This window comes from Treponema peruense (genome assembly GCF_016117655.1).
Lineage (GTDB): Bacteria > Spirochaetota > Spirochaetia > Treponematales > Treponemataceae > Treponema_D > Treponema_D peruense.
The window spans coordinates 2,135,742-2,151,511 of record NZ_CP064936.1; the positions used below are offsets into that span (position 1 = coordinate 2,135,742).

At 38.4% G+C, this 15,770-nt stretch carries 23 protein-coding genes; 9 read left to right on the top strand and 14 right to left on the bottom strand.

Annotated features, from left to right (window positions below):
- Positions 1 to 77: 77 nt before the first annotated feature.
- From IWA51_RS09690 to IWA51_RS12695, 3 genes are all read right to left on the bottom strand, one after another.
- Positions 78 to 257, bottom strand: coding sequence for a PDDEXK family nuclease (locus tag IWA51_RS09690; RefSeq protein ID WP_177527715.1), 180 nt, complete (start codon positions 255 to 257; stop codon positions 78 to 80).
- A gap of 12 nt (positions 258 to 269) precedes the next feature.
- A complete protein-coding gene (locus IWA51_RS09695) occupies positions 270 to 632 on the bottom strand; it encodes an ATP-binding protein (RefSeq protein ID WP_198442253.1) in 363 nt (120 codons plus the stop codon).
- A 98-nt stretch (positions 633 to 730) separates the two neighbouring features.
- Positions 731 to 1,090, bottom strand: a complete 360-nt coding sequence (locus tag IWA51_RS12695; RefSeq protein WP_230402646.1) for a hypothetical protein — start codon at positions 1,088 to 1,090, stop codon at positions 731 to 733.
- Here IWA51_RS12695 and IWA51_RS12935 point away from each other — a divergent pair.
- The 4 genes from IWA51_RS12935 (at position 1,006) to IWA51_RS09720 (ending at position 2,557) form a co-directional block, all read left to right on the top strand.
- Positions 1,006 to 1,374, top strand: coding sequence for an IS66 family transposase (locus tag IWA51_RS12935; protein ID WP_353867124.1), 369 nt, complete (start codon positions 1,006 to 1,008; stop codon positions 1,372 to 1,374). The genes IWA51_RS12695 and IWA51_RS12935 overlap by 85 nt on opposite strands.
- 151 nt (positions 1,375 to 1,525) lie before the next feature.
- On the top strand, positions 1,526 to 1,807 hold the full coding sequence (locus IWA51_RS09710; protein WP_198442255.1) for a hypothetical protein: 282 nt from the start codon (positions 1,526 to 1,528) through the stop codon (positions 1,805 to 1,807).
- Positions 1,776 to 2,147, top strand: coding sequence for a helix-turn-helix domain-containing protein (locus IWA51_RS09715; protein WP_198442256.1), 372 nt, complete (start codon positions 1,776 to 1,778; stop codon positions 2,145 to 2,147). Before IWA51_RS09710 ends, IWA51_RS09715 begins: the two co-directional genes overlap by 32 nt.
- A 122-nt stretch (positions 2,148 to 2,269) precedes the next feature.
- On the top strand, positions 2,270 to 2,557 hold the full coding sequence (locus IWA51_RS09720) for a MarR family winged helix-turn-helix transcriptional regulator (RefSeq protein WP_198442257.1): 288 nt from the start codon (positions 2,270 to 2,272) through the stop codon (positions 2,555 to 2,557).
- A 205-nt stretch (positions 2,558 to 2,762) separates the two neighbouring features.
- On the opposite strand, the gene IWA51_RS09725 is transcribed toward IWA51_RS09720, so the two are convergent.
- The 3 genes from IWA51_RS09725 to IWA51_RS09735 all read right to left on the bottom strand — a co-directional run bounded on the left by IWA51_RS09725 (position 2,763) and on the right by IWA51_RS09735 (position 4,465).
- Complete coding sequence (locus tag IWA51_RS09725) at positions 2,763 to 3,548, bottom strand: class I SAM-dependent methyltransferase (RefSeq protein WP_198442258.1); 786 nt, start codon at positions 3,546 to 3,548, stop codon at positions 2,763 to 2,765.
- Positions 3,549 to 3,640: 92 nt separating this feature from the next.
- The gene (locus tag IWA51_RS09730; RefSeq protein ID WP_198442259.1) at positions 3,641 to 4,078 is read right to left on the bottom strand and encodes an Rrf2 family transcriptional regulator; all 438 of its coding nucleotides are present in this window, start codon (positions 4,076 to 4,078) and stop codon (positions 3,641 to 3,643) included.
- A gap of 54 nt (positions 4,079 to 4,132) precedes the next feature.
- Entirely contained in the window at positions 4,133 to 4,465 is a 333-nt protein-coding gene (locus IWA51_RS09735; RefSeq protein ID WP_198442260.1) for a helix-turn-helix domain-containing protein, read from the bottom strand.
- Between the two features lie 124 nt (positions 4,466 to 4,589).
- Here IWA51_RS09735 and IWA51_RS09740 point away from each other — a divergent pair, with 124 nt between their 5' ends.
- The 5 genes from IWA51_RS09740 (at position 4,590) to IWA51_RS09760 (ending at position 9,142) form a co-directional block, all read left to right on the top strand.
- Positions 4,590 to 6,209: an SUMF1/EgtB/PvdO family nonheme iron enzyme gene (locus tag IWA51_RS09740; protein ID WP_198442261.1), complete on the top strand. Its 1,620-nt coding sequence runs from the start codon at positions 4,590 to 4,592 to the stop codon at positions 6,207 to 6,209.
- Complete coding sequence (locus tag IWA51_RS09745; protein ID WP_198442262.1) at positions 6,196 to 6,843, top strand: LysM peptidoglycan-binding domain-containing protein; 648 nt, start codon at positions 6,196 to 6,198, stop codon at positions 6,841 to 6,843. The genes IWA51_RS09740 and IWA51_RS09745 overlap by 14 nt, the downstream gene beginning before the upstream one ends.
- A gap of 53 nt (positions 6,844 to 6,896) precedes the next feature.
- The gene (locus IWA51_RS09750; RefSeq protein WP_198442263.1) at positions 6,897 to 7,487 is read left to right on the top strand and encodes an LPP20 family lipoprotein; all 591 of its coding nucleotides are present in this window, start codon (positions 6,897 to 6,899) and stop codon (positions 7,485 to 7,487) included.
- A 69-nt stretch (positions 7,488 to 7,556) separates the two neighbouring features.
- Entirely contained in the window at positions 7,557 to 8,360 is an 804-nt protein-coding gene (locus tag IWA51_RS09755; RefSeq protein WP_198442264.1) for a hypothetical protein, read from the top strand.
- A gap of 17 nt (positions 8,361 to 8,377) precedes the next feature.
- On the top strand, positions 8,378 to 9,142 hold the full coding sequence (locus IWA51_RS09760) for a YfaP family protein (protein ID WP_198442265.1): 765 nt from the start codon (positions 8,378 to 8,380) through the stop codon (positions 9,140 to 9,142).
- A gap of 91 nt (positions 9,143 to 9,233) precedes the next feature.
- On the opposite strand, the gene IWA51_RS09765 is transcribed toward IWA51_RS09760, so the two are convergent.
- The 8 genes from IWA51_RS09765 to IWA51_RS09800 form a co-directional block, all read right to left on the bottom strand.
- Entirely contained in the window at positions 9,234 to 9,446 is a 213-nt protein-coding gene (locus IWA51_RS09765; protein ID WP_013702100.1) for a type II toxin-antitoxin system YafQ family toxin, read from the bottom strand.
- A 111-nt stretch (positions 9,447 to 9,557) separates the two neighbouring features.
- The gene (locus IWA51_RS09770; RefSeq protein WP_198442266.1) at positions 9,558 to 10,007 is read right to left on the bottom strand and encodes a CAP domain-containing protein; all 450 of its coding nucleotides are present in this window, start codon (positions 10,005 to 10,007) and stop codon (positions 9,558 to 9,560) included.
- A 344-nt stretch (positions 10,008 to 10,351) separates the two neighbouring features.
- Complete coding sequence (locus IWA51_RS09775) at positions 10,352 to 10,531, bottom strand: hypothetical protein (protein ID WP_198442267.1); 180 nt, start codon at positions 10,529 to 10,531, stop codon at positions 10,352 to 10,354.
- 167 nt (positions 10,532 to 10,698) lie between these two features.
- Positions 10,699 to 11,586 carry an aldo/keto reductase gene (locus IWA51_RS09780; protein ID WP_198442268.1) on the bottom strand — a complete coding sequence of 296 codons (888 nt, stop codon included), beginning with the start codon at positions 11,584 to 11,586 and terminating at the stop codon, positions 10,699 to 10,701.
- Between the two features lie 124 nt (positions 11,587 to 11,710).
- Positions 11,711 to 12,262, bottom strand: a complete 552-nt coding sequence (locus tag IWA51_RS09785) for a flavodoxin (protein WP_198442269.1) — start codon at positions 12,260 to 12,262, stop codon at positions 11,711 to 11,713.
- Between the two features lie 317 nt (positions 12,263 to 12,579).
- Positions 12,580 to 13,458 carry an alpha/beta hydrolase gene (locus tag IWA51_RS09790; RefSeq protein WP_198442270.1) on the bottom strand — a complete coding sequence of 293 codons (879 nt, stop codon included), beginning with the start codon at positions 13,456 to 13,458 and terminating at the stop codon, positions 12,580 to 12,582.
- 159 nt (positions 13,459 to 13,617) lie between these two features.
- A complete protein-coding gene (locus tag IWA51_RS09795) occupies positions 13,618 to 15,252 on the bottom strand; it encodes a carboxylesterase/lipase family protein (RefSeq protein WP_198442271.1) in 1,635 nt (544 codons plus the stop codon).
- 11 nt (positions 15,253 to 15,263) lie between these two features.
- The gene (locus tag IWA51_RS09800) at positions 15,264 to 15,713 is read right to left on the bottom strand and encodes a cupin domain-containing protein (RefSeq protein WP_230402647.1); all 450 of its coding nucleotides are present in this window, start codon (positions 15,711 to 15,713) and stop codon (positions 15,264 to 15,266) included.
- Positions 15,714 to 15,770 lie beyond the last annotated feature (57 nt).

A 15,770-nucleotide genomic window follows, 5' to 3' on the forward strand; every position in this document is an offset into this window, starting at 1 on the left:
AGATTTGCCAACCTAGGCGATATCGTAGAATTTACAGACCATGAGGGACCTCCTGATTTTTATTTGGCCGTTACCTTCTAGCCCCAGAAAGAAATTTCTTCCGATACATCACGGATTTTTACTGCCCTACCCTTTCCGGTTATGGAACATTCCCAAACAACGCCAACACGCCAGCCGTCTTTTTGAAGCTGCTCAATTTCGGCCTTATCACGCTTTTTGTTGCGGTCGATAAATGAAAGCTGTTTTTTTGTTATCATTTTTCAGCTCCCCTACCTTAACCAGTCTTCTTCAAGCAGAAACTGTTCAATTCCAATATATTGAATTCCCTTGTCATCCTGCCAGGGTTCAATATTGTCTTTAACTACCACTATCTTGCTGAAAGAATCATCAATACGGTTAAGAGAAGCTGTTTCCTGCTCTTTTTTCTGTTCATCATCAATATTCAAAGCTGACTGTATATAAAATTTCTTGCTTCCAAGATTTGCTATAAAATCAACTTCCAATTTTGAACGCTGGCTTTTGCCTTCTGAATCCTTGTAGTTATATTCAACAACTCCAACATCAACGTTAAAACCGCGGAGCTTGAGCTCGTTGAATATAATATTTTCCATTACTTTTTGAATTTCATCCAAAAAAACATAGTATTGTTTTGCAGAATCTTTTGTACATTCCCTAAAGGACGTGTCTGCAAGTCATTTTTGGAAATTTTTGCGTATTTACACAAAAAGACCTATTTAGCCTTTTCAGCACATAAAACAAATTTCAACTCCTTTGCCGGAAGTGTGTAGATATATTTCTCAAGTTCTTTTTTTGACATTTCTTCTATTTCTGAGGGAACAGAATCAATAACAGGTACCTCTTTGTTACCAACTTCAAGACTGTTTATTTTTGTAACAGTCAAACCAACCCTATTAGCAAAAGATAAAATCTTGTCATAAACTTCTACCCGAGGGCGTAAAATTAAAAACATTTTGCAAATGGCTTCTTGAGAAAAAAGAACGTAAAATTCTTGAAAGCTCAAAAACAAGGCAGGCAATGAATTACTGTCTGAACCGCTGGGAAAACCTGACGCGTTATCTGGATTATTCATTTCTGACTCCGAGTACCAACGAAGCGGAGCGCACTGTAAGACCGTTTACGCTGCTTAGGAAAAATTCGTTGTTCTACGGAAGCGGGAAAGGGACCGAAAGCAGCTGCTGGATTCTGACATTGATTGAAACTTCAAAAATCCACAATTTGAGCCCGGAAGATTATCTGCGTTGTATTTTTGAGCGCACACCTTACTGCGAAACAACTGAAGACTGGCAGAAACTTTTACCGTGGAATATTAAAATTACACCGTTCCAGCCACAGGGCCAATGGCTTCCTGATTAAAATAAAAAGCATCCGCTATTGATTTTGGATGTTTTTTTTGTGCGTAAATTTCAGGGTTGATTTGACGGTTACTTTATAAAAATTACTTTTACGATTTCATAGTGCATATTTTTTTCTTGCCTTTATATATCAATTATGATACATTATATTTATGAGAGAAGAAACTTCAAAATACAAGGTACTTGTCAAAAGAAAACTTAGCCAAAATATTGGAAAACTTCCGGAAAATGTTCAAGACTTATTTGATGAACTGACCGATGACTTGGAAGCAAATGGTCCTGAACAACCTTCTTGGCCTAATTATTCCAAACTTTCAAAGACAACGTATCATTGTCATTTGAATTATAGCTATGTGGCTTGCTGGAAATGCGAGAATAACAATATTGAAATTGAGGTATATTATGCAGGTAGTAGAGAAAACGCGCCATATTAATGCAACATTCAACGGACATGGAATTCCACTTATTAAGGAAGCAATTTTAAAAGCATATCCAAATGCACAAATTATAGAAGATGAAAACGATGATGAACTTCTTGAAGAATGGAAAACTACAGATGTTGCTAAGGAAATCAAAGCAAGAAAGACTCCTGGAAGAATACTTTCAATTTATCGTGAACGCTCAGGACTGACACTTGTTCAGCTTGCAGAAATAGTTGGAACTAAATATACAAATCTTTCTGCAATGGAAAATAATCGCCGTACTATCGGTCTTGCAATGGCAAAAAAACTTGGTAAAGCATTGAATGTTGATTATACAAAGTTTTTGGAGTAAATAAAGCCAAGAACAAAAAGATCAAACTATAATTCCGATAATATACTCATGACATACGGATATATCAGAGTAAGCACCGACAAACAGGACGGCGCAAATCAAAAACTTGGAATTGAGGATTTATGCAAAAAGAAATAGAAACTTTTCTTGAAGTCTCGCACCCGACGACAAACGGAATAATCAAGCGTTTGGAAGAAAAGCAGCTTGTAAAAACAGAAATGACAATAAAAAACGGAAGAATGTCTAAAAATGTCGCCATAACAGAAAAAGGAATCGAGCTCTGCACAAAAAATGACGCGGACAAAAATCTGCTGGAAAATAAATTTGGCGAATGGCTTTCGGAAGATGGAAAAAACACGCTTAGAGAACTTCTATTAAAAATCTATGAAAATCTTGAAAGCAAAAAATAGCTTCCTGCGGATGTGGAAGTTTTAGAAAATCTAAAGGAACTTTTTTAGGCGGATGCGGTAGCGCTGGAAGCAATGCCGAAGGCAGTCCGAACAAAGTGAGGACCGCGCGCAGCAAGTTGCGGACATAGCGCCGGCAAGCGCCGGAGGTGATTGCCGGACCGCCACGTATGCAAAGCATTGTGGGAACGCCAATTTATTGTATATATTATTTTTTCTTTAATTCTGCTATTGCTGCATAATGAAGAACGTCGAATTCTTCTGGTGCTATCTGTTTAAGAAGTTCTCTGTGTTCTGTTTCCCATGCAACAATTTCTTCTTTTGAAAGCGAAGCGCCGATTCCACGGCAGGCTTTTATCCGTCCATTCCATGATTCGCGAGTAAAATGAACCTTTAGTGGAAATTCTTCGTGATGTACAAGTTGAAAATATTCGTTGTAGATTTCTGGAATTTGGATTTGATGGATTGTTTCTCGTCCACCACTCCAATTTGGGCTATATTTTAGAACAAGATCCTCACTGGCTCTTGCAATTTTGTCATCGAAAGGAAGCCAAGCCATATAAAGAATCAAAAACCGGCCTTCTTTCTTTAGTATTTTGTGAAAATTTGGAGCTGTTACTTTGTGTTTGAAATACCAAAAACACTGGCATGCTGTTATAATATCGAAAGTTTCATTTGGAAAATTTAAATCTTCTGTTAAGCTTACAAAATAATTAATTTTCTTTCCAATTGAAAGAAGTTTTGCCTGTTCTATCTGGTTTTCTGAGATGTCCGCTGCCGTCCATTCTGCACCGTAGTGGTAAAGATTACGTGGAATAACTCCAGTTCCCGTTCCAATATCGAGTACGGACTGTCCTTTTATGCAAAGCTTGCGTTTTATAATTTTATCGTAAAATTCTTTCGGGTATATGTCGCGGTATTTTGCGTAATCCGATGAAGTCCGTCCCCAGTCAAAAGCCTTTCCTTTGTCAATATTTTCGTCTTTTATTAACATTCTGTACCTTTTAATTTAAAAAGAAAATTAAAATCAAAATTTTTATTCAAATTTATGTTTAGTTTTATCCGCAGGTTGTTTTCTTATGCTTGTTATTTCTCCGCAGATTCCGCCTTTTTTAGTTCTGCCGCAAGGTCGGAAAATTTTACCGTTGCAAGCTTTTGCTCAAACACTTTCTGTGCGTCCGCAAGGTGGGAGTCGAGTATGTTGTGAATGTTTCCGCCAACAGGGCACGCGGGATTCGGCTTCTCGTGAAAACCAAAAATATTTTCTTCCATGCTGCCCGAAGCCTTGTAAATGTCAAAAAGTGTAAAATCCTCCGGCTTTACCGCAAGCTCAGCTCCGCCAGTTCCGGCCGCAACGTTCACAAGACCCGCCGCCTTGAGCGAAATGAGCGTCCGCCGTATAATCACAGGATTTACGCCCGTGCTTCCGGCAATAAAATCCGAAGTAACCTTGTATTCTTTGTTAAAACGGTAAATGCACAACAACGTATGAACCGCCACCGTAAATTTGCTGCTTATTTTCATACGCCAACTTTAACAGATTTTTGATGTAACTTCAATTATTACAGGAAAACGATTTTATTCCATCTGATTTTTTTTAAGAATGTCCGCAATTTCAGAAAGAATTTTTCTATTTGCAGGAGAAAGATTGTTTTTCAGAGTTTTTATTTCATCGTTAAGATAAGAATTTGACTGAACAACCGTGCCGTCAAGCAGCTCTGAAAAATTACAGTCCAAATATTCTGTTATTTCCGAAAGCGTGTCTAAACTGATTTTTGTAACTCCGCGTTCAATCTGGCTGACATATCCCACCGAAACCGAAAGTGCTTCCGCCATTTGTTCCTGCGTTTTGTGAAGTGTTTTTCGTCTTTTCTGAATCCTCTGTCCTACAGTAAAAAAATCAACAGCCATAACTTTATTAAATAGCTATTGCTAAAATTTTACAGATACTTATAAGTATAATTATAGTTATTACTATTGATTTATTTTTAAATTTATGATATTGATTTCTTGAATTTGCAAAAGGACAATCTGAATGAACAATTCTTTTAAATTGAGTTTTTTTATTTTTACAGGCTTTATTTGTGTGTCATGCGAATCAACACGGCTTATCTCTAATTTTTCAGGATATGATTATAAAAATCAGACTAATCTAAATTTAAAAGTTCGACCTGAGTGGACTACAAAAATTCCGATTGAAGAAGATACTGTTGATGGAAAAATTTATCATTTTATAGGCTCTTATTCTGCATCTGAAAAAGAAGCAAACGGAAGCCAATTGGAATTTGTAAGAACCAAGGCAGCGGAAGATGCTAGAATTCAAGTTTCTAATTTTTTGAACAGCGAAATAAAATCAACTGTAAAAGATTTTGTTCAAGAATCAGGTGTATCTTCTGACAAAAATATTAACGGAAAGAAAACTTCCGTTGAAAACCGAAAATCTGAAGATGAGCTTTACATTGAATCCTATTTCAAATCTTTCTCTTCTTTTGGCGGACTTATAAGGCGCAATGAATTTTGGGAATGCTACGAAAGTCAAAAGAAAAAAGACAGAAAAACTTTTTACAAAAGCTGGATTCATTACACAATAAGCCAAAAAGATATTGACAAGGCAAAATCCGAAATGGAACACAAAGAGAAAATTTCAGAAAAAGAAAAGCGGATGTTTGAAAATTATTCTTCCCGCTCAACTTACGTAATCAAGTTGATTCAAAATACAAATTTTTTAGAAAAAGAATCGGAATATAAAAATCTATATTTTGAACTATGCGAAATAAATTCTGTCTTAAAAGGTTTGACTTATTACAGCACGTTGGATCTAGCTGACGAAGAACACCGCAAATATGAAGCTTGCCTTGAAACAATAAAAAAAACATTGGAAGAATTTGATCCGACCGATGTTCAGAAACAGCAATATTTGTATGTGATTAGAACTCAGGCCTCGGAACTTGAACAAAAATCTGATTACATACAAAAACTTGAATCTGACATTTCTTTTTTAAAGCAAGAAAAATCTGGAATTGTAAAGGAATTTGAAAATCAACTTTCGCTGAAAAATGAAAAAATTGAGCTTACAAACAATCTTATAAAAGAGTTTCAGACTGGAATTTATGATGAAATTTCAGAACTTCAAAAACAGGGAATCCGTCTTGTTTCAACAAATATTTTTGCAGTTTATCCAGCAAAACCTGAATTAAAAAACTCTGAAAACGGTTTTCAATATTGCGTGAATGCAGTTACAAACCGAGAATGGATTTCTTTTCTTACAATGAAAGGAATGGCTGATTATTCAAAAGCGGAAAACGGACTGGACGAGCCTGTTCAAAATTTGAGTTTTTATGATGCGGCATCCTACTGCAACTGGCTAAGCCGTCTTTATGGTCTGCCAGAATTTTATTCTATTGAAGAAGATAAAATTGGTTTCAACAACAATTCCGGGTATAGGCTTCCATTTAAAAGTGAGATGAACGAAATCCAGAATGAAAAAATATTTTCAACTTTCTCAGAAACATTCTCTTGTTGGACTAATGATTTTTGCGTTTATTCTAGCAGTTTTGGAAAGTTGCAGATTCTTTCAGAAGAAATTCCACCTTCCATGTTAAAAGAAAAACTCGCCGGATTAATAATTGCAAGGTCGAACGATGCAGATAAATAAAAAATGCTTTCTTGCAGTTTATTTAATTTTCTCAATTGCAAAATGTTTTTCAGAAATTTGCATGAATGAAAACACATTCAGAAATTTCCTTGAAAGCAATATTTCCGGTTACAAAACATATCTTTCAGTTGAAGAATTTTCTGAATTAAAGACACTGCAAGAAAGTTATTTTTATCTTTTAAAAGCCGGGGAAACAAAACTTGCTGAAAACATTTTAAATTTAAGCAAAGAAAAATATATTCCACTAAAAAATTCCGCAGATGAAAAATTTTCGCTTCAAATTGAACAAACTGAAAATCGTTTGAAAATTATACAAAAAAAATTTCCAGACAATAGCATTTCAAAAACACAAAGTGAATTCTTAAAACTAAAACTGCATTTTTCAGACACAAAAATTGTACCGCCCCAAAATTCAGTCTTTTTGGAAATTGACCGTCTTTATAATTTTGCAATGATTGAAAAAATTGCAGAAAAATATGTTGTAAAGAAAAATGACTGCCTTGTAAAAATTTCAGAACAGAAATTCGGAACATATAAAAAATGGAAAAGCATTTATGAACTTAACAAAAACAAAATGCCCTGGCCTGAAAATCCAGATTTGATATATCCCGATATGATTCTTGTTCTGCCGTAAAATAAAAAGAAAGCCTTGTTGCTTTTTATAAATTAAATTGGAGGATAAATCTTATGAAAAAGATTGCCAATGTAGTAGGCTTTGCTCTTGGATGTGCAATAGCCATGATTTCTGTTGCAGGCTGTGCTTCAACTCCCGCAAATTCAGCACCTACTGTTGAAGCGCCAAAACGTGTGATTGGAGCAGAAGGAGTTCCCATGCCAGAATGGGTAAGAAATATTCCTGTTGCAGAAGATGTTATGTATTTTGTCGGCGAAGGCAGAAATGGAAAAACTGTAACTGCAAAAAAGAATTCAGCTGTTCAGGATGCCGCAAGACAAATCGGCGAATGGAAACAGTCTGTTATAACGAGTTCTATAAAAGATTATGTTGAAGAAAGCGGAGAAACTGGCAACACGCAGTCTTTGGAAAATTTGGAAATTGCTTCTATTACAAAAGCAAAAGCGAATACAAGCGGAATAAGACAATCACTTTCCTGGATAAATCCAGATGGATATTACATTGTTCTTGTTGAATATCCAAAAGAAGATTTGAAAAAAGACTTTAAATCTTCTTTGAATGAGTTTGTCAGAAATGAATCTGCGGCATTTGCAGAATTCAAAGCTGATGAAGCATACCGTGCTCTTGAAGATAATTTGAAATAAGTTATCAGATTCAGTTTGACAAAAACAGGCGGCAAAAAATTGCTGTCTGTTTTTTAGCATATTTTTAGTATGAAGTTTTTCCTTATTCTTGTATTTTTTACTGTTTCTCATTTCAGTTTATTCTGCGAACCTAAGAATTTTATGCAGACAAGAAACACTTTAAATTCTGTCCAAACAGAAATTGAAGAAATAAATTCAGTCTTGAACACTACGGAGCATGGCAACTTTACATACATCGGTTTGTCGCCAAAAATGGCGAGCCACAAAAAAGAAATTCAGCAGGCGAAAATTCATATTGCAAATCAAATTGCAATGAACCAGAAATGCAAAATTGATGTCGGATTCATATCGCTTTATACAGAAAATTCTTTTAAAAGCAACAAAGATTCATTTATTGATTATTTCGACGGGGAAACAAAATTTTTTGTTGATGACATAGAAATTTCTGATGTTTACTATTTTTCAAATTTGACGGTGGTTGTCGGAAAATACAAAAACGCGGCAACAGAATGTGAATTAAAAATAAAACGAAATTTTGGCGAACGGCCAGAATGGATTTACAATATTCCAAAAATAGACGGATTTTATGTTGGCGTGGGAATGTCTGCAAAATATTCTGTTCCATATAAATCGATGCTTGTTGCGGATGTTGCGGCGGTTCAGCAAATTTCCATTGAAAAAAATGCTTTTTTATCTTCATTTTATTATGAAAATATTACGAGTTCGTCCTATAAATCTCTAAATTCAGAAAAAATTTCAGGCGGAGATTTGAATCTGTCGCAATCTGAATTATATGGATTTTATGTCATCGACAGATGGATTGAGCCTGACGGTTCAACTTTCTATTCACTTGCAATAGCTGAAAAAAAATAAATCTTACAGGAGTTTTTATGAAAAAATCTTTTTTAATTTTGCTTGTTATGTCTGTGTTTTCTATTTTGCACGCTGAAAATGATTCTGTTTATAAGGCGAGGATTCAGCAAAAAATTGCGGAACTAGAATTTGACGGACTTCTGTCGCTTTGGATTACTGACTGCGACACAGGAAAACCTGTCCAAGAGGCAACGGTTGATATTTCAAATGTCGGCGCTTTTAAAACTGACAATAATGGAATCGCGTCATTTCCCGCACTTGCAGATGGAATTTATGATTTTGCAATAATTCATGATGAGTATGTTCCTACAACTGAAAAATTTGAAGTCTTTGGAGAAAGCATTTTTTTCTACAAATATTCTGTTCCTAAAAAAGTAGATTACAAATGTATAAAAATAATTCTTGACTGGGGAAAAACTCCCAAAGATTTGGATGCGCATTTGATAAAAGAAAATTCTTATCACATTTCATTTCGCGACAAAAGAAAAAGCGATGATAAAACAGTTTGGCTTGACAAAGATGACATGGACAGTTTTGGTCCAGAAACAATTACAATAACGGAACTTGATACAAATTCAACTTATAAATATTTTGTGTTCAATTGGACAAACCGAAACGATTCAAACAGTCTTAGCCTCTCAAAATCAGGAGCAAAAGTCAGAATCTATGCGGACAATAAATTTTTGCAAACATTCAAAATTTCCAGTCAAAAGCAAGGAATAAAATGGGACGTGTTTAATATTGAACAAGGCAAATTTATTCCTGTAAACGAAATTGAATAAAATATTTATATTTTATTTGCATATCATATTCTCAATAAATCAGCATGAGTTCCGGTGCGTGAAAGCGTAAGAATCAGTTCCGTCTTGTTCTTTATATAGACCAGAATCCAGTCGGCTGAATGTGCAGTTCCCGGAATTTCTTCAGCTTGCCTTTCAGCTGGTGGTCGCAGTACTTTTCGGGGAGCTTTTTGCCGCTTTTCAGCCATTCCAAAACTTCTGTAAGAGCATTCATGTCAAGATGTCTCTTTTCTGCAAGACGAACATCTTTTTTGAACGATGATGTATAAATCAGTCTATATGTCATGGTTTGTACTCTGGCTCATCCTCTGCTACAGAGTCGCTGTCGCCTGGGGCATTTTTTGAGACAAAGCCCTTGATTTTTGCTCCATTGTTTTTACAACAAAGCCGTGTTCTATCATTTTTTTGCAAGAATCAAAGTGTAATAACAACCGTCGCTGACATTATTTGCTCCAGACTTATTTACACTGCTGACAGCAAACCAATTCACATCTGGATTTTCAAGATTTTTTCTGGTTCGGGAATTTGAAGCCCAAAGATTTACAATTTCATCGACTGCAGCATCATCCATAGTCATAATCTTGCTAAAAGCAACATTTTGAGCAACGAATTCATAGCCATCAGATATTTTTTTCACATTTATATTAAAAATCTGCTTTTTATTTGCCATTTTTTTTGAATGAGTTTTGCAGATTTCATACAAGTCCCAATCCCAGCACATGATGGAAGCCAGACCTTTTTGTTTTCTGTATTTATAGATTGCATCAAAAATTTTCTTATCATAAGCACCGCAATTATAGAAACCGTTTGTCGGAGCACTGGCTTCATCCGCAAGCTTTTGTTCCATCACGGACTGAAATTCTTCTGATGTTATTGAATTTATATATTCAGAGTTTTCCTCTGCCCATGAAACTGAATCGCATGAAACTAAAAATCCAAAGGAAAACAAAGAAATCAACAAGGATGCCAGCAAAAATCTTCTATTAAACATAGATTTATTTTAATGCAAATTGATACTTTGTCAATCTTGCATAATAAGCTGTTATTTTACGACTGTTTTTCCCTCTTTGTATTGAACCAAATCTTTCAGAACAAGCGGAGCTGCGTCTTCAACATTTTTAATAAGTTTTTCTTCTATAATATTGCGTCTAAATCCACAGAAGAATTTTTATTTGCTTCATAGTGATATATTTATAGAAGAAAAAGATTTTTCGATAGACTTTGATAGCTGGCGAAAGGATTTAAAAGATGAGCGCGCGAAAACAAATGTTTGAATTTGTTCTGGGGCGAAGCCGTAGCCCGCAACAACGTAAAACCGTGTTTTCTTGCAGGCTTTTTTATAACCTGAATAAAAACATTTCTTGTTTCCATTTCGTTCTCCTTGCAGGCATTAAACTGCCTATTTTGGAATTTGACACCTGTCGGAATAAAGTACGAAACCGGAATAGGATGTGTTGAATATGTCCCCGGGTTACAGCCAAACTTTGAAGCTAAGTGCAACCATCACGGGGAACATCATAACTGATTTATTCGCTTTTCTACCATGCCTTCTTTTCTTTTGAAGAATTCTGCTGCTTCTTCCGCTCTTCAACCATTTTTACGAACCATTCCACCATTGCAGGATCCTGATGACTGAAGAATGAGCTTGTTGCAGTATCGAGAGCAGTAATTTTTGCCATCTCTTCGGCAGTGAGGGTAAAATCAAAGACATTCAGGTTTTCTGCCATGCGTTCCTTGTGGGTTGATTTTGGAATAACCACAATTCCTCTCTGCAAGTGCCAGCGAAGCATTACCTGAGCGGTTGATTTTCCGTGAGCGGCTGCAATTTCCTTTAAGACAGGATTTTCAAAAAGCCCTCCACGACCTTCCCCAAAAGGAGCCCAGGCTTCTAGCTGAATGCCGTATTTGTCATTCCATTTTTTCGCCTCAATCTGCTGATTAAAAGGATGACATTCCACCTGATTCACCATAGGCTTTATGCGGTTGAAGGACGCAAACTCCACCATGCGGTCGGCATAAAAGTTGGAGATTCCGATTGCCTTTAAAATTCCTTTTTCATAAAATTCTTCAAGAGCGCGCCATGCACCGTAAGCATCACCAAAAGGCTGATGAAGAAGCATGAGGTCAATGTAATCAGTCTTGAGTTTCTTAAGAGACTCTTCCACAGAAGCCTTGCAAGAGTCATAGCCGTAATGCTCAATCCAGACTTTTGTTGTAAGGAAAATGTTGCTCCGGGCAATGCCCGATTTTGCAATTGCATTCCCCACTTCTTCTTCGTTGAAATACGACTGCGCCGTGTCAATGGAACGGTAGCCGACTTCCAGCGCATCCGAAACACAGCGTTCAGCCTCTTCCTTTGTCACCTGATACACACCATAGCCCAAAACAGGCATTTTAATTCCATTAGATAAAGTCTTATATTCCATTTTAGGCCTCCTGTTCCTGCGCGAGTTTTCGCGAAGCGGAAACTCGGTAAGTTCGCGTTAGCGAACGACGCATTTTTATTCCGTTTGATAATGTTACATAATCCATAATAATATCTCCTAAAAATTATTTTCCTAACCCAATCTTTTTGAGCCAGGCATCCACTTCCTTTTGGTTTGGATTTGTTGTTCCTAAGCCTTCAAGGTGCTTTGCAGTCGGCGTCGCGTCTACAAGAGCCTGAAGCGTTTCGTCGCGGTAGGTCGCCATATAGGTCAAAAAAGGAATGACAGTTTTGCCCTTAAGGTCGGCAGAATGATTTTCAAGGAAATGAGTCATAAGGGTTGGTGCTGTATGCCACCATACAGGAACTCCTACAAAAATTGTATCGTACTTAGAAAAATCCGGAGCCTTTTTTACCTGGCGGAATACACCATTATCCAGCTCTTCTTTTACAACTTCAGTACAAGGAGTGTAGCTTGTTGGATAAGCCGTTGTCGGCTCAATCCTAAAAAGCTCCCCGCCGTTAGATGAGGAAATCATCTTTGCCATTTTTTCCGTTGTGCCACCCCAGCTAAAATACATAACCAGAGTTTTTGAGTTTTGTGAGTTTTGTGCAATCAGACCGCATGTTGTAAGCATCATAATCGCTGTTGCCATAAGAATTGATTTTAATTTCATCTTGTGTCCTCCGTGTGATTAAATGATAGCAGAGATATACCTGCCTTGAACAATCAAACTTTCGCAAGGTGCTATTCGCCGTGCGCATAGCTCACAAGTTTATAATTTCCTTGCAGAACGAGCCGTAAGGCTCATTCGCCGTGCGCATACTCGCTTCGCTCGTCTGCATGTAGGGAGCGACACCGTGATACGGTGTAAAAACAGTCCAGTGGACTGTTTTTAGCGAGTCTCCGAGCAGCTATGCTGCGAAGGCGTGAGGAAATTATTTATCACGCCGCTCTTGCGACTTGCGCATACTCAGGGCTCACACATTTCAGCTAGTCATTCTGCTTTTCCCAAAATTTTACCGCATTGTCTATCCAGCCTTCAGCAACGGTTCCTTGTCCAAGTCCAAAGCCATGTCCTAAACCACGGAAAACTTCTATCTGTGCATCTGTTCCGTTTGCCTTGATTGCATTTATGCGGCGTTCCATTGTCTTGAAGGAAGCAATTCCATCGTTCGTTCCAACGCAGTTATAAGTGGGCGGTTCATTTCCGTAGACTTCGCTCAAGCCTGTGTACTGCATGATGACAGCGGCGGGTCGAGGATACGACTGTTCACCAAAGTATTCTGTTCCCAGTGAGCCTAGCCAGGCTGCCATTCTTGCTCCTGCACTTCCGCCCCAAAGAGAAAAGCCTGTCATATCAATACCAAGGGGGAATGAGTTCTGGTGAAGAAATGCAATTGCCCGTGCAAGGTCCTGGCAGGCCGTCTGTGCGCCGGGTCTATAAATCAGAGCGAATGCGTTGTAACCTTTTTTTGAAAGCTCCAGTGCATGTGGCAGGGAATCGTGCATTGCCCCAACATAGGCAAAGCCGCCGCCAGCATTGCAGATTGCAGTCTTTGCGCCAGGTTTACCTCTGAAAAAGAAAAGGCCTGTATTTTGTTTTGCAGGATCGGCGCGTTTTTCTGCCTCGCTGTAAATGTCAAAAAAGACCTGCTCGCCCGAAAGCGTATGCTCCTTCATGTAGCGCACAATTTCTACAGTCTTCTGCGGATTTATGTGGCTGTACCAGGTAAGATGCAAGTCTCTAAGCGTATCGCCCGACCAGTAGCCTTCGCTTGCAGGGAAAAGAAGCCGTCCCCAGTCGCCAAGAATAGGATTTAAGATGATGTCGCGGATTTTTGTTTTTGTTATTATGTCGCTTGCATTCATGTATGTTCCTTTGCAAAAAAGAAAAAATATTGCTGTCAGTACTGCTAGTTTTGTTCTGCACAAATAATCCGTTTGTTGCAGCAATTGCAATAAATGCAGTTAAGATAATTGATTTGATTTTCATGAGTTTTCCTCTGTTCTTTTACAGCTAGAAGCTATTTACCACTCATATTCCGGTGCGAGCAGTTTTAGCAGGGGTTCGTCGTGGTGGTGGGTAAGAATGCTCTTTTCATCCAGAATCATCACGGCTCCGCTTTCTTGGGTGTAGGCTTCCCATTTTCCTGTGAGCGCGGTTTCGGGTTTTCCTGTCTTTGCAAATGAAGTCCAGGCTCCGCTCATCAGTTCTGCGATTCTTTTGTCTTTTTCAACATCTGTTGAAATTGTTCCCATGACGCTGGTTCCAGCATTATTGAATACATAAGGAATTTCAAAAGTATGGAAGCTGAAAGGAGAACCGTAGCCGAAAATGTATGAATAAACATCTCCTGATTTCTGGTCAGCTTTTGCCGCAGTTATTTTGAGAATTGGAAGGCGAATCATTGTATCTATTAAAAGTGCGTTGTAGAGCTCCTTTTCAGGATATGCATTTTTGTACTCTGCAATGACTTTTTCTGCCTTGTCTCCGTAGAGTTTTTGTGCCTCTGCAAGAATTTCAGTTTCAGAGAGTTTTTCAAGACGGGCTTTTTCTTCAGCTGATTTTGCAAGGAGTGGAACACTTGTCCACTCGTTCAGGTTGCTTCCGATAAGAAGAGAAATTCCCTTTCCGCCAGAAGCAAAGCCATCTTTGGAAACCGGGTCAGTAGGCATAAAGTCGCCGTCTACAACCGGTTCCCACATAAGGGCAGTTCCAGGTCCAAAAGCTCCGTCAATTTCTAAATCTTTTGCAGCCTTTGCAAGCACTGCTTCTCCGGCTGTAAGAAGGCGTTCAAAAGGCACTTTCTGAATTTCTTCTATATTGTCTTGAGTAATTCCAAGTGATTTGAGGGTTTCGTCTGTTACATAACGGGCAACATTCTGTTTTGTAAAGACAACTCCCATAGTATCAGTTGAACCGCTTTCAATGATTCCCTTGTGGAAAAGACCTTTTGCATGTGGGCTTGTCATAAGGGTGAGCACTTTCGCTCCACCGCCAGATTCTCCGAATATTGTTACATTGTTCGGGTCACCGCCAAAGTTTACGATGTTAGCTTTAATCCATGTAAGTGAATCGATGATGTCCTGAACCCCAGCGTTTCCAGAATAGCGATATTTTTCACCGTATTTAGAAAGGTCAAAAAAGCCAAGAATGTTCAAACGATGATTTACGCTTACTACAACCACATCGCCTGCTTGTGCAAGGTTTTCGCCGTCATAGGCAGTCGTTTCCTGCGCGTTACCCGATGAAAATCCGCCTCCGTGAAGCCAGACCATGACCGCCCGCTTTTTCTTGTCGAGACCAGGAGTCCAGATATTGAGGTTCTGGCAGTTGTTGTCTGAAATCTCATCGCTCAGCATGTTTGAAGACATGAATTCCATCTGAGGAGAGATTTTTCCGTATTCGGTCACATCGCGAATTCCCTCCCATTTCGCCACAGGCTTTGCAGGTACAAAACGCTCGTTGGCCTCAGCATAGGGAACTCCCTTAAACGAAAGAACACCGCTTTTTGTAACACTTCCGCGGATTTTTCCCGCCTGTGTGGAAACCACAGCATTATCAGTCGGACTGTTCTGCGATTTTGCGGACGCACACCCCGAAAGAACAATAGAAGCTGTCAGCAATGTGATTGATAAAATAGTAGAAAAAGTCTTTCTCATGTCTTATTCTCCTAGTCTAATTTTCCGTAGGCTTCGTCGCTTACTGCTTCAAGCCAGTCGGTTCCGCTTTTTCCGCTTCCGTCGTCTTTGGGAACAGAGATGCTTAAATGGCTGAACCAGCTGTCTTTTGCAGCTCCATGCCAGTGTTTAACGCCAGGTTCAATGCAGACTACTTCGCCGGCATTGAGGGGTTTTGCTTCTTCTCCTTCAATCTGAACCCAGCCTCGTCCTCCAACGCCTATAAGAATCTGGGCTTCGGTATGGTGAATGTGCCAGTTGTTGCGGCAGCCAGGCTCGAATGTTACATTCGCCACGAATGCGGATGAAGTATTGAGAACTTCAAGATAGCTGTCTCCGCTAAAATATTTAGAAAAAGCCTCGTTTGGTTTTCCGACAGCGAACATAGATTTTTTTGCATAATCGTTTATGTCTGTCGCCTGTACTGAAGTTTTGTTTTCCAATTTAATTTCTCCTTTCTGACTTTCATTTTTTGCGCAGGATATAAGGCTCAAAGACGC

Excerpts from the sequence above, each read along its gene's own strand:
- IWA51_RS09690 (WP_177527715.1), bottom strand. The coding sequence starts at position 257 with ATGATAACAAAAAAACAGCTTTCATTTATCGACCGCAACAAAAAGCGT.
- IWA51_RS12695 (WP_230402646.1), bottom strand. The coding sequence starts at position 1,090 with ATGAATAATCCAGATAACGCGTCAGGTTTTCCCAGCGGTTCAGACAGT.
- IWA51_RS09710 (WP_198442255.1), top strand. The coding sequence starts at position 1,526 with ATGAGAGAAGAAACTTCAAAATACAAGGTACTTGTCAAAAGAAAACTT.
- IWA51_RS09715 (WP_198442256.1), top strand. The coding sequence starts at position 1,776 with ATGCAGGTAGTAGAGAAAACGCGCCATATTAATGCAACATTCAACGGA.
- IWA51_RS09720 (WP_198442257.1), top strand. The coding sequence starts at position 2,270 with ATGCAAAAAGAAATAGAAACTTTTCTTGAAGTCTCGCACCCGACGACA.
- IWA51_RS09725 (WP_198442258.1), bottom strand. The coding sequence starts at position 3,548 with ATGTTAATAAAAGACGAAAATATTGACAAAGGAAAGGCTTTTGACTGG.
- IWA51_RS09730 (WP_198442259.1), bottom strand. The coding sequence starts at position 4,078 with ATGAAAATAAGCAGCAAATTTACGGTGGCGGTTCATACGTTGTTGTGC.
- IWA51_RS09735 (WP_198442260.1), bottom strand. The coding sequence starts at position 4,465 with ATGGCTGTTGATTTTTTTACTGTAGGACAGAGGATTCAGAAAAGACGA.
- IWA51_RS09740 (WP_198442261.1), top strand. The coding sequence starts at position 4,590 with ATGAACAATTCTTTTAAATTGAGTTTTTTTATTTTTACAGGCTTTATT.
- IWA51_RS09745 (WP_198442262.1), top strand. The coding sequence starts at position 6,196 with ATGCAGATAAATAAAAAATGCTTTCTTGCAGTTTATTTAATTTTCTCA.
- IWA51_RS09750 (WP_198442263.1), top strand. The coding sequence starts at position 6,897 with ATGAAAAAGATTGCCAATGTAGTAGGCTTTGCTCTTGGATGTGCAATA.
- IWA51_RS09755 (WP_198442264.1), top strand. The coding sequence starts at position 7,557 with ATGAAGTTTTTCCTTATTCTTGTATTTTTTACTGTTTCTCATTTCAGT.
- IWA51_RS09760 (WP_198442265.1), top strand. The coding sequence starts at position 8,378 with ATGAAAAAATCTTTTTTAATTTTGCTTGTTATGTCTGTGTTTTCTATT.
- IWA51_RS09765 (WP_013702100.1), bottom strand. The coding sequence starts at position 9,446 with ATGACATATAGACTGATTTATACATCATCGTTCAAAAAAGATGTTCGT.
- IWA51_RS09770 (WP_198442266.1), bottom strand. The coding sequence starts at position 10,007 with ATGGAACAAAAGCTTGCGGATGAAGCCAGTGCTCCGACAAACGGTTTC.
- IWA51_RS09775 (WP_198442267.1), bottom strand. The coding sequence starts at position 10,531 with ATGGAAACAAGAAATGTTTTTATTCAGGTTATAAAAAAGCCTGCAAGA.
- IWA51_RS09780 (WP_198442268.1), bottom strand. The coding sequence starts at position 11,586 with ATGGAATATAAGACTTTATCTAATGGAATTAAAATGCCTGTTTTGGGC.
- IWA51_RS09785 (WP_198442269.1), bottom strand. The coding sequence starts at position 12,262 with ATGAAATTAAAATCAATTCTTATGGCAACAGCGATTATGATGCTTACA.
- IWA51_RS09790 (WP_198442270.1), bottom strand. The coding sequence starts at position 13,458 with ATGAATGCAAGCGACATAATAACAAAAACAAAAATCCGCGACATCATC.
- IWA51_RS09795 (WP_198442271.1), bottom strand. The coding sequence starts at position 15,252 with ATGAGAAAGACTTTTTCTACTATTTTATCAATCACATTGCTGACAGCT.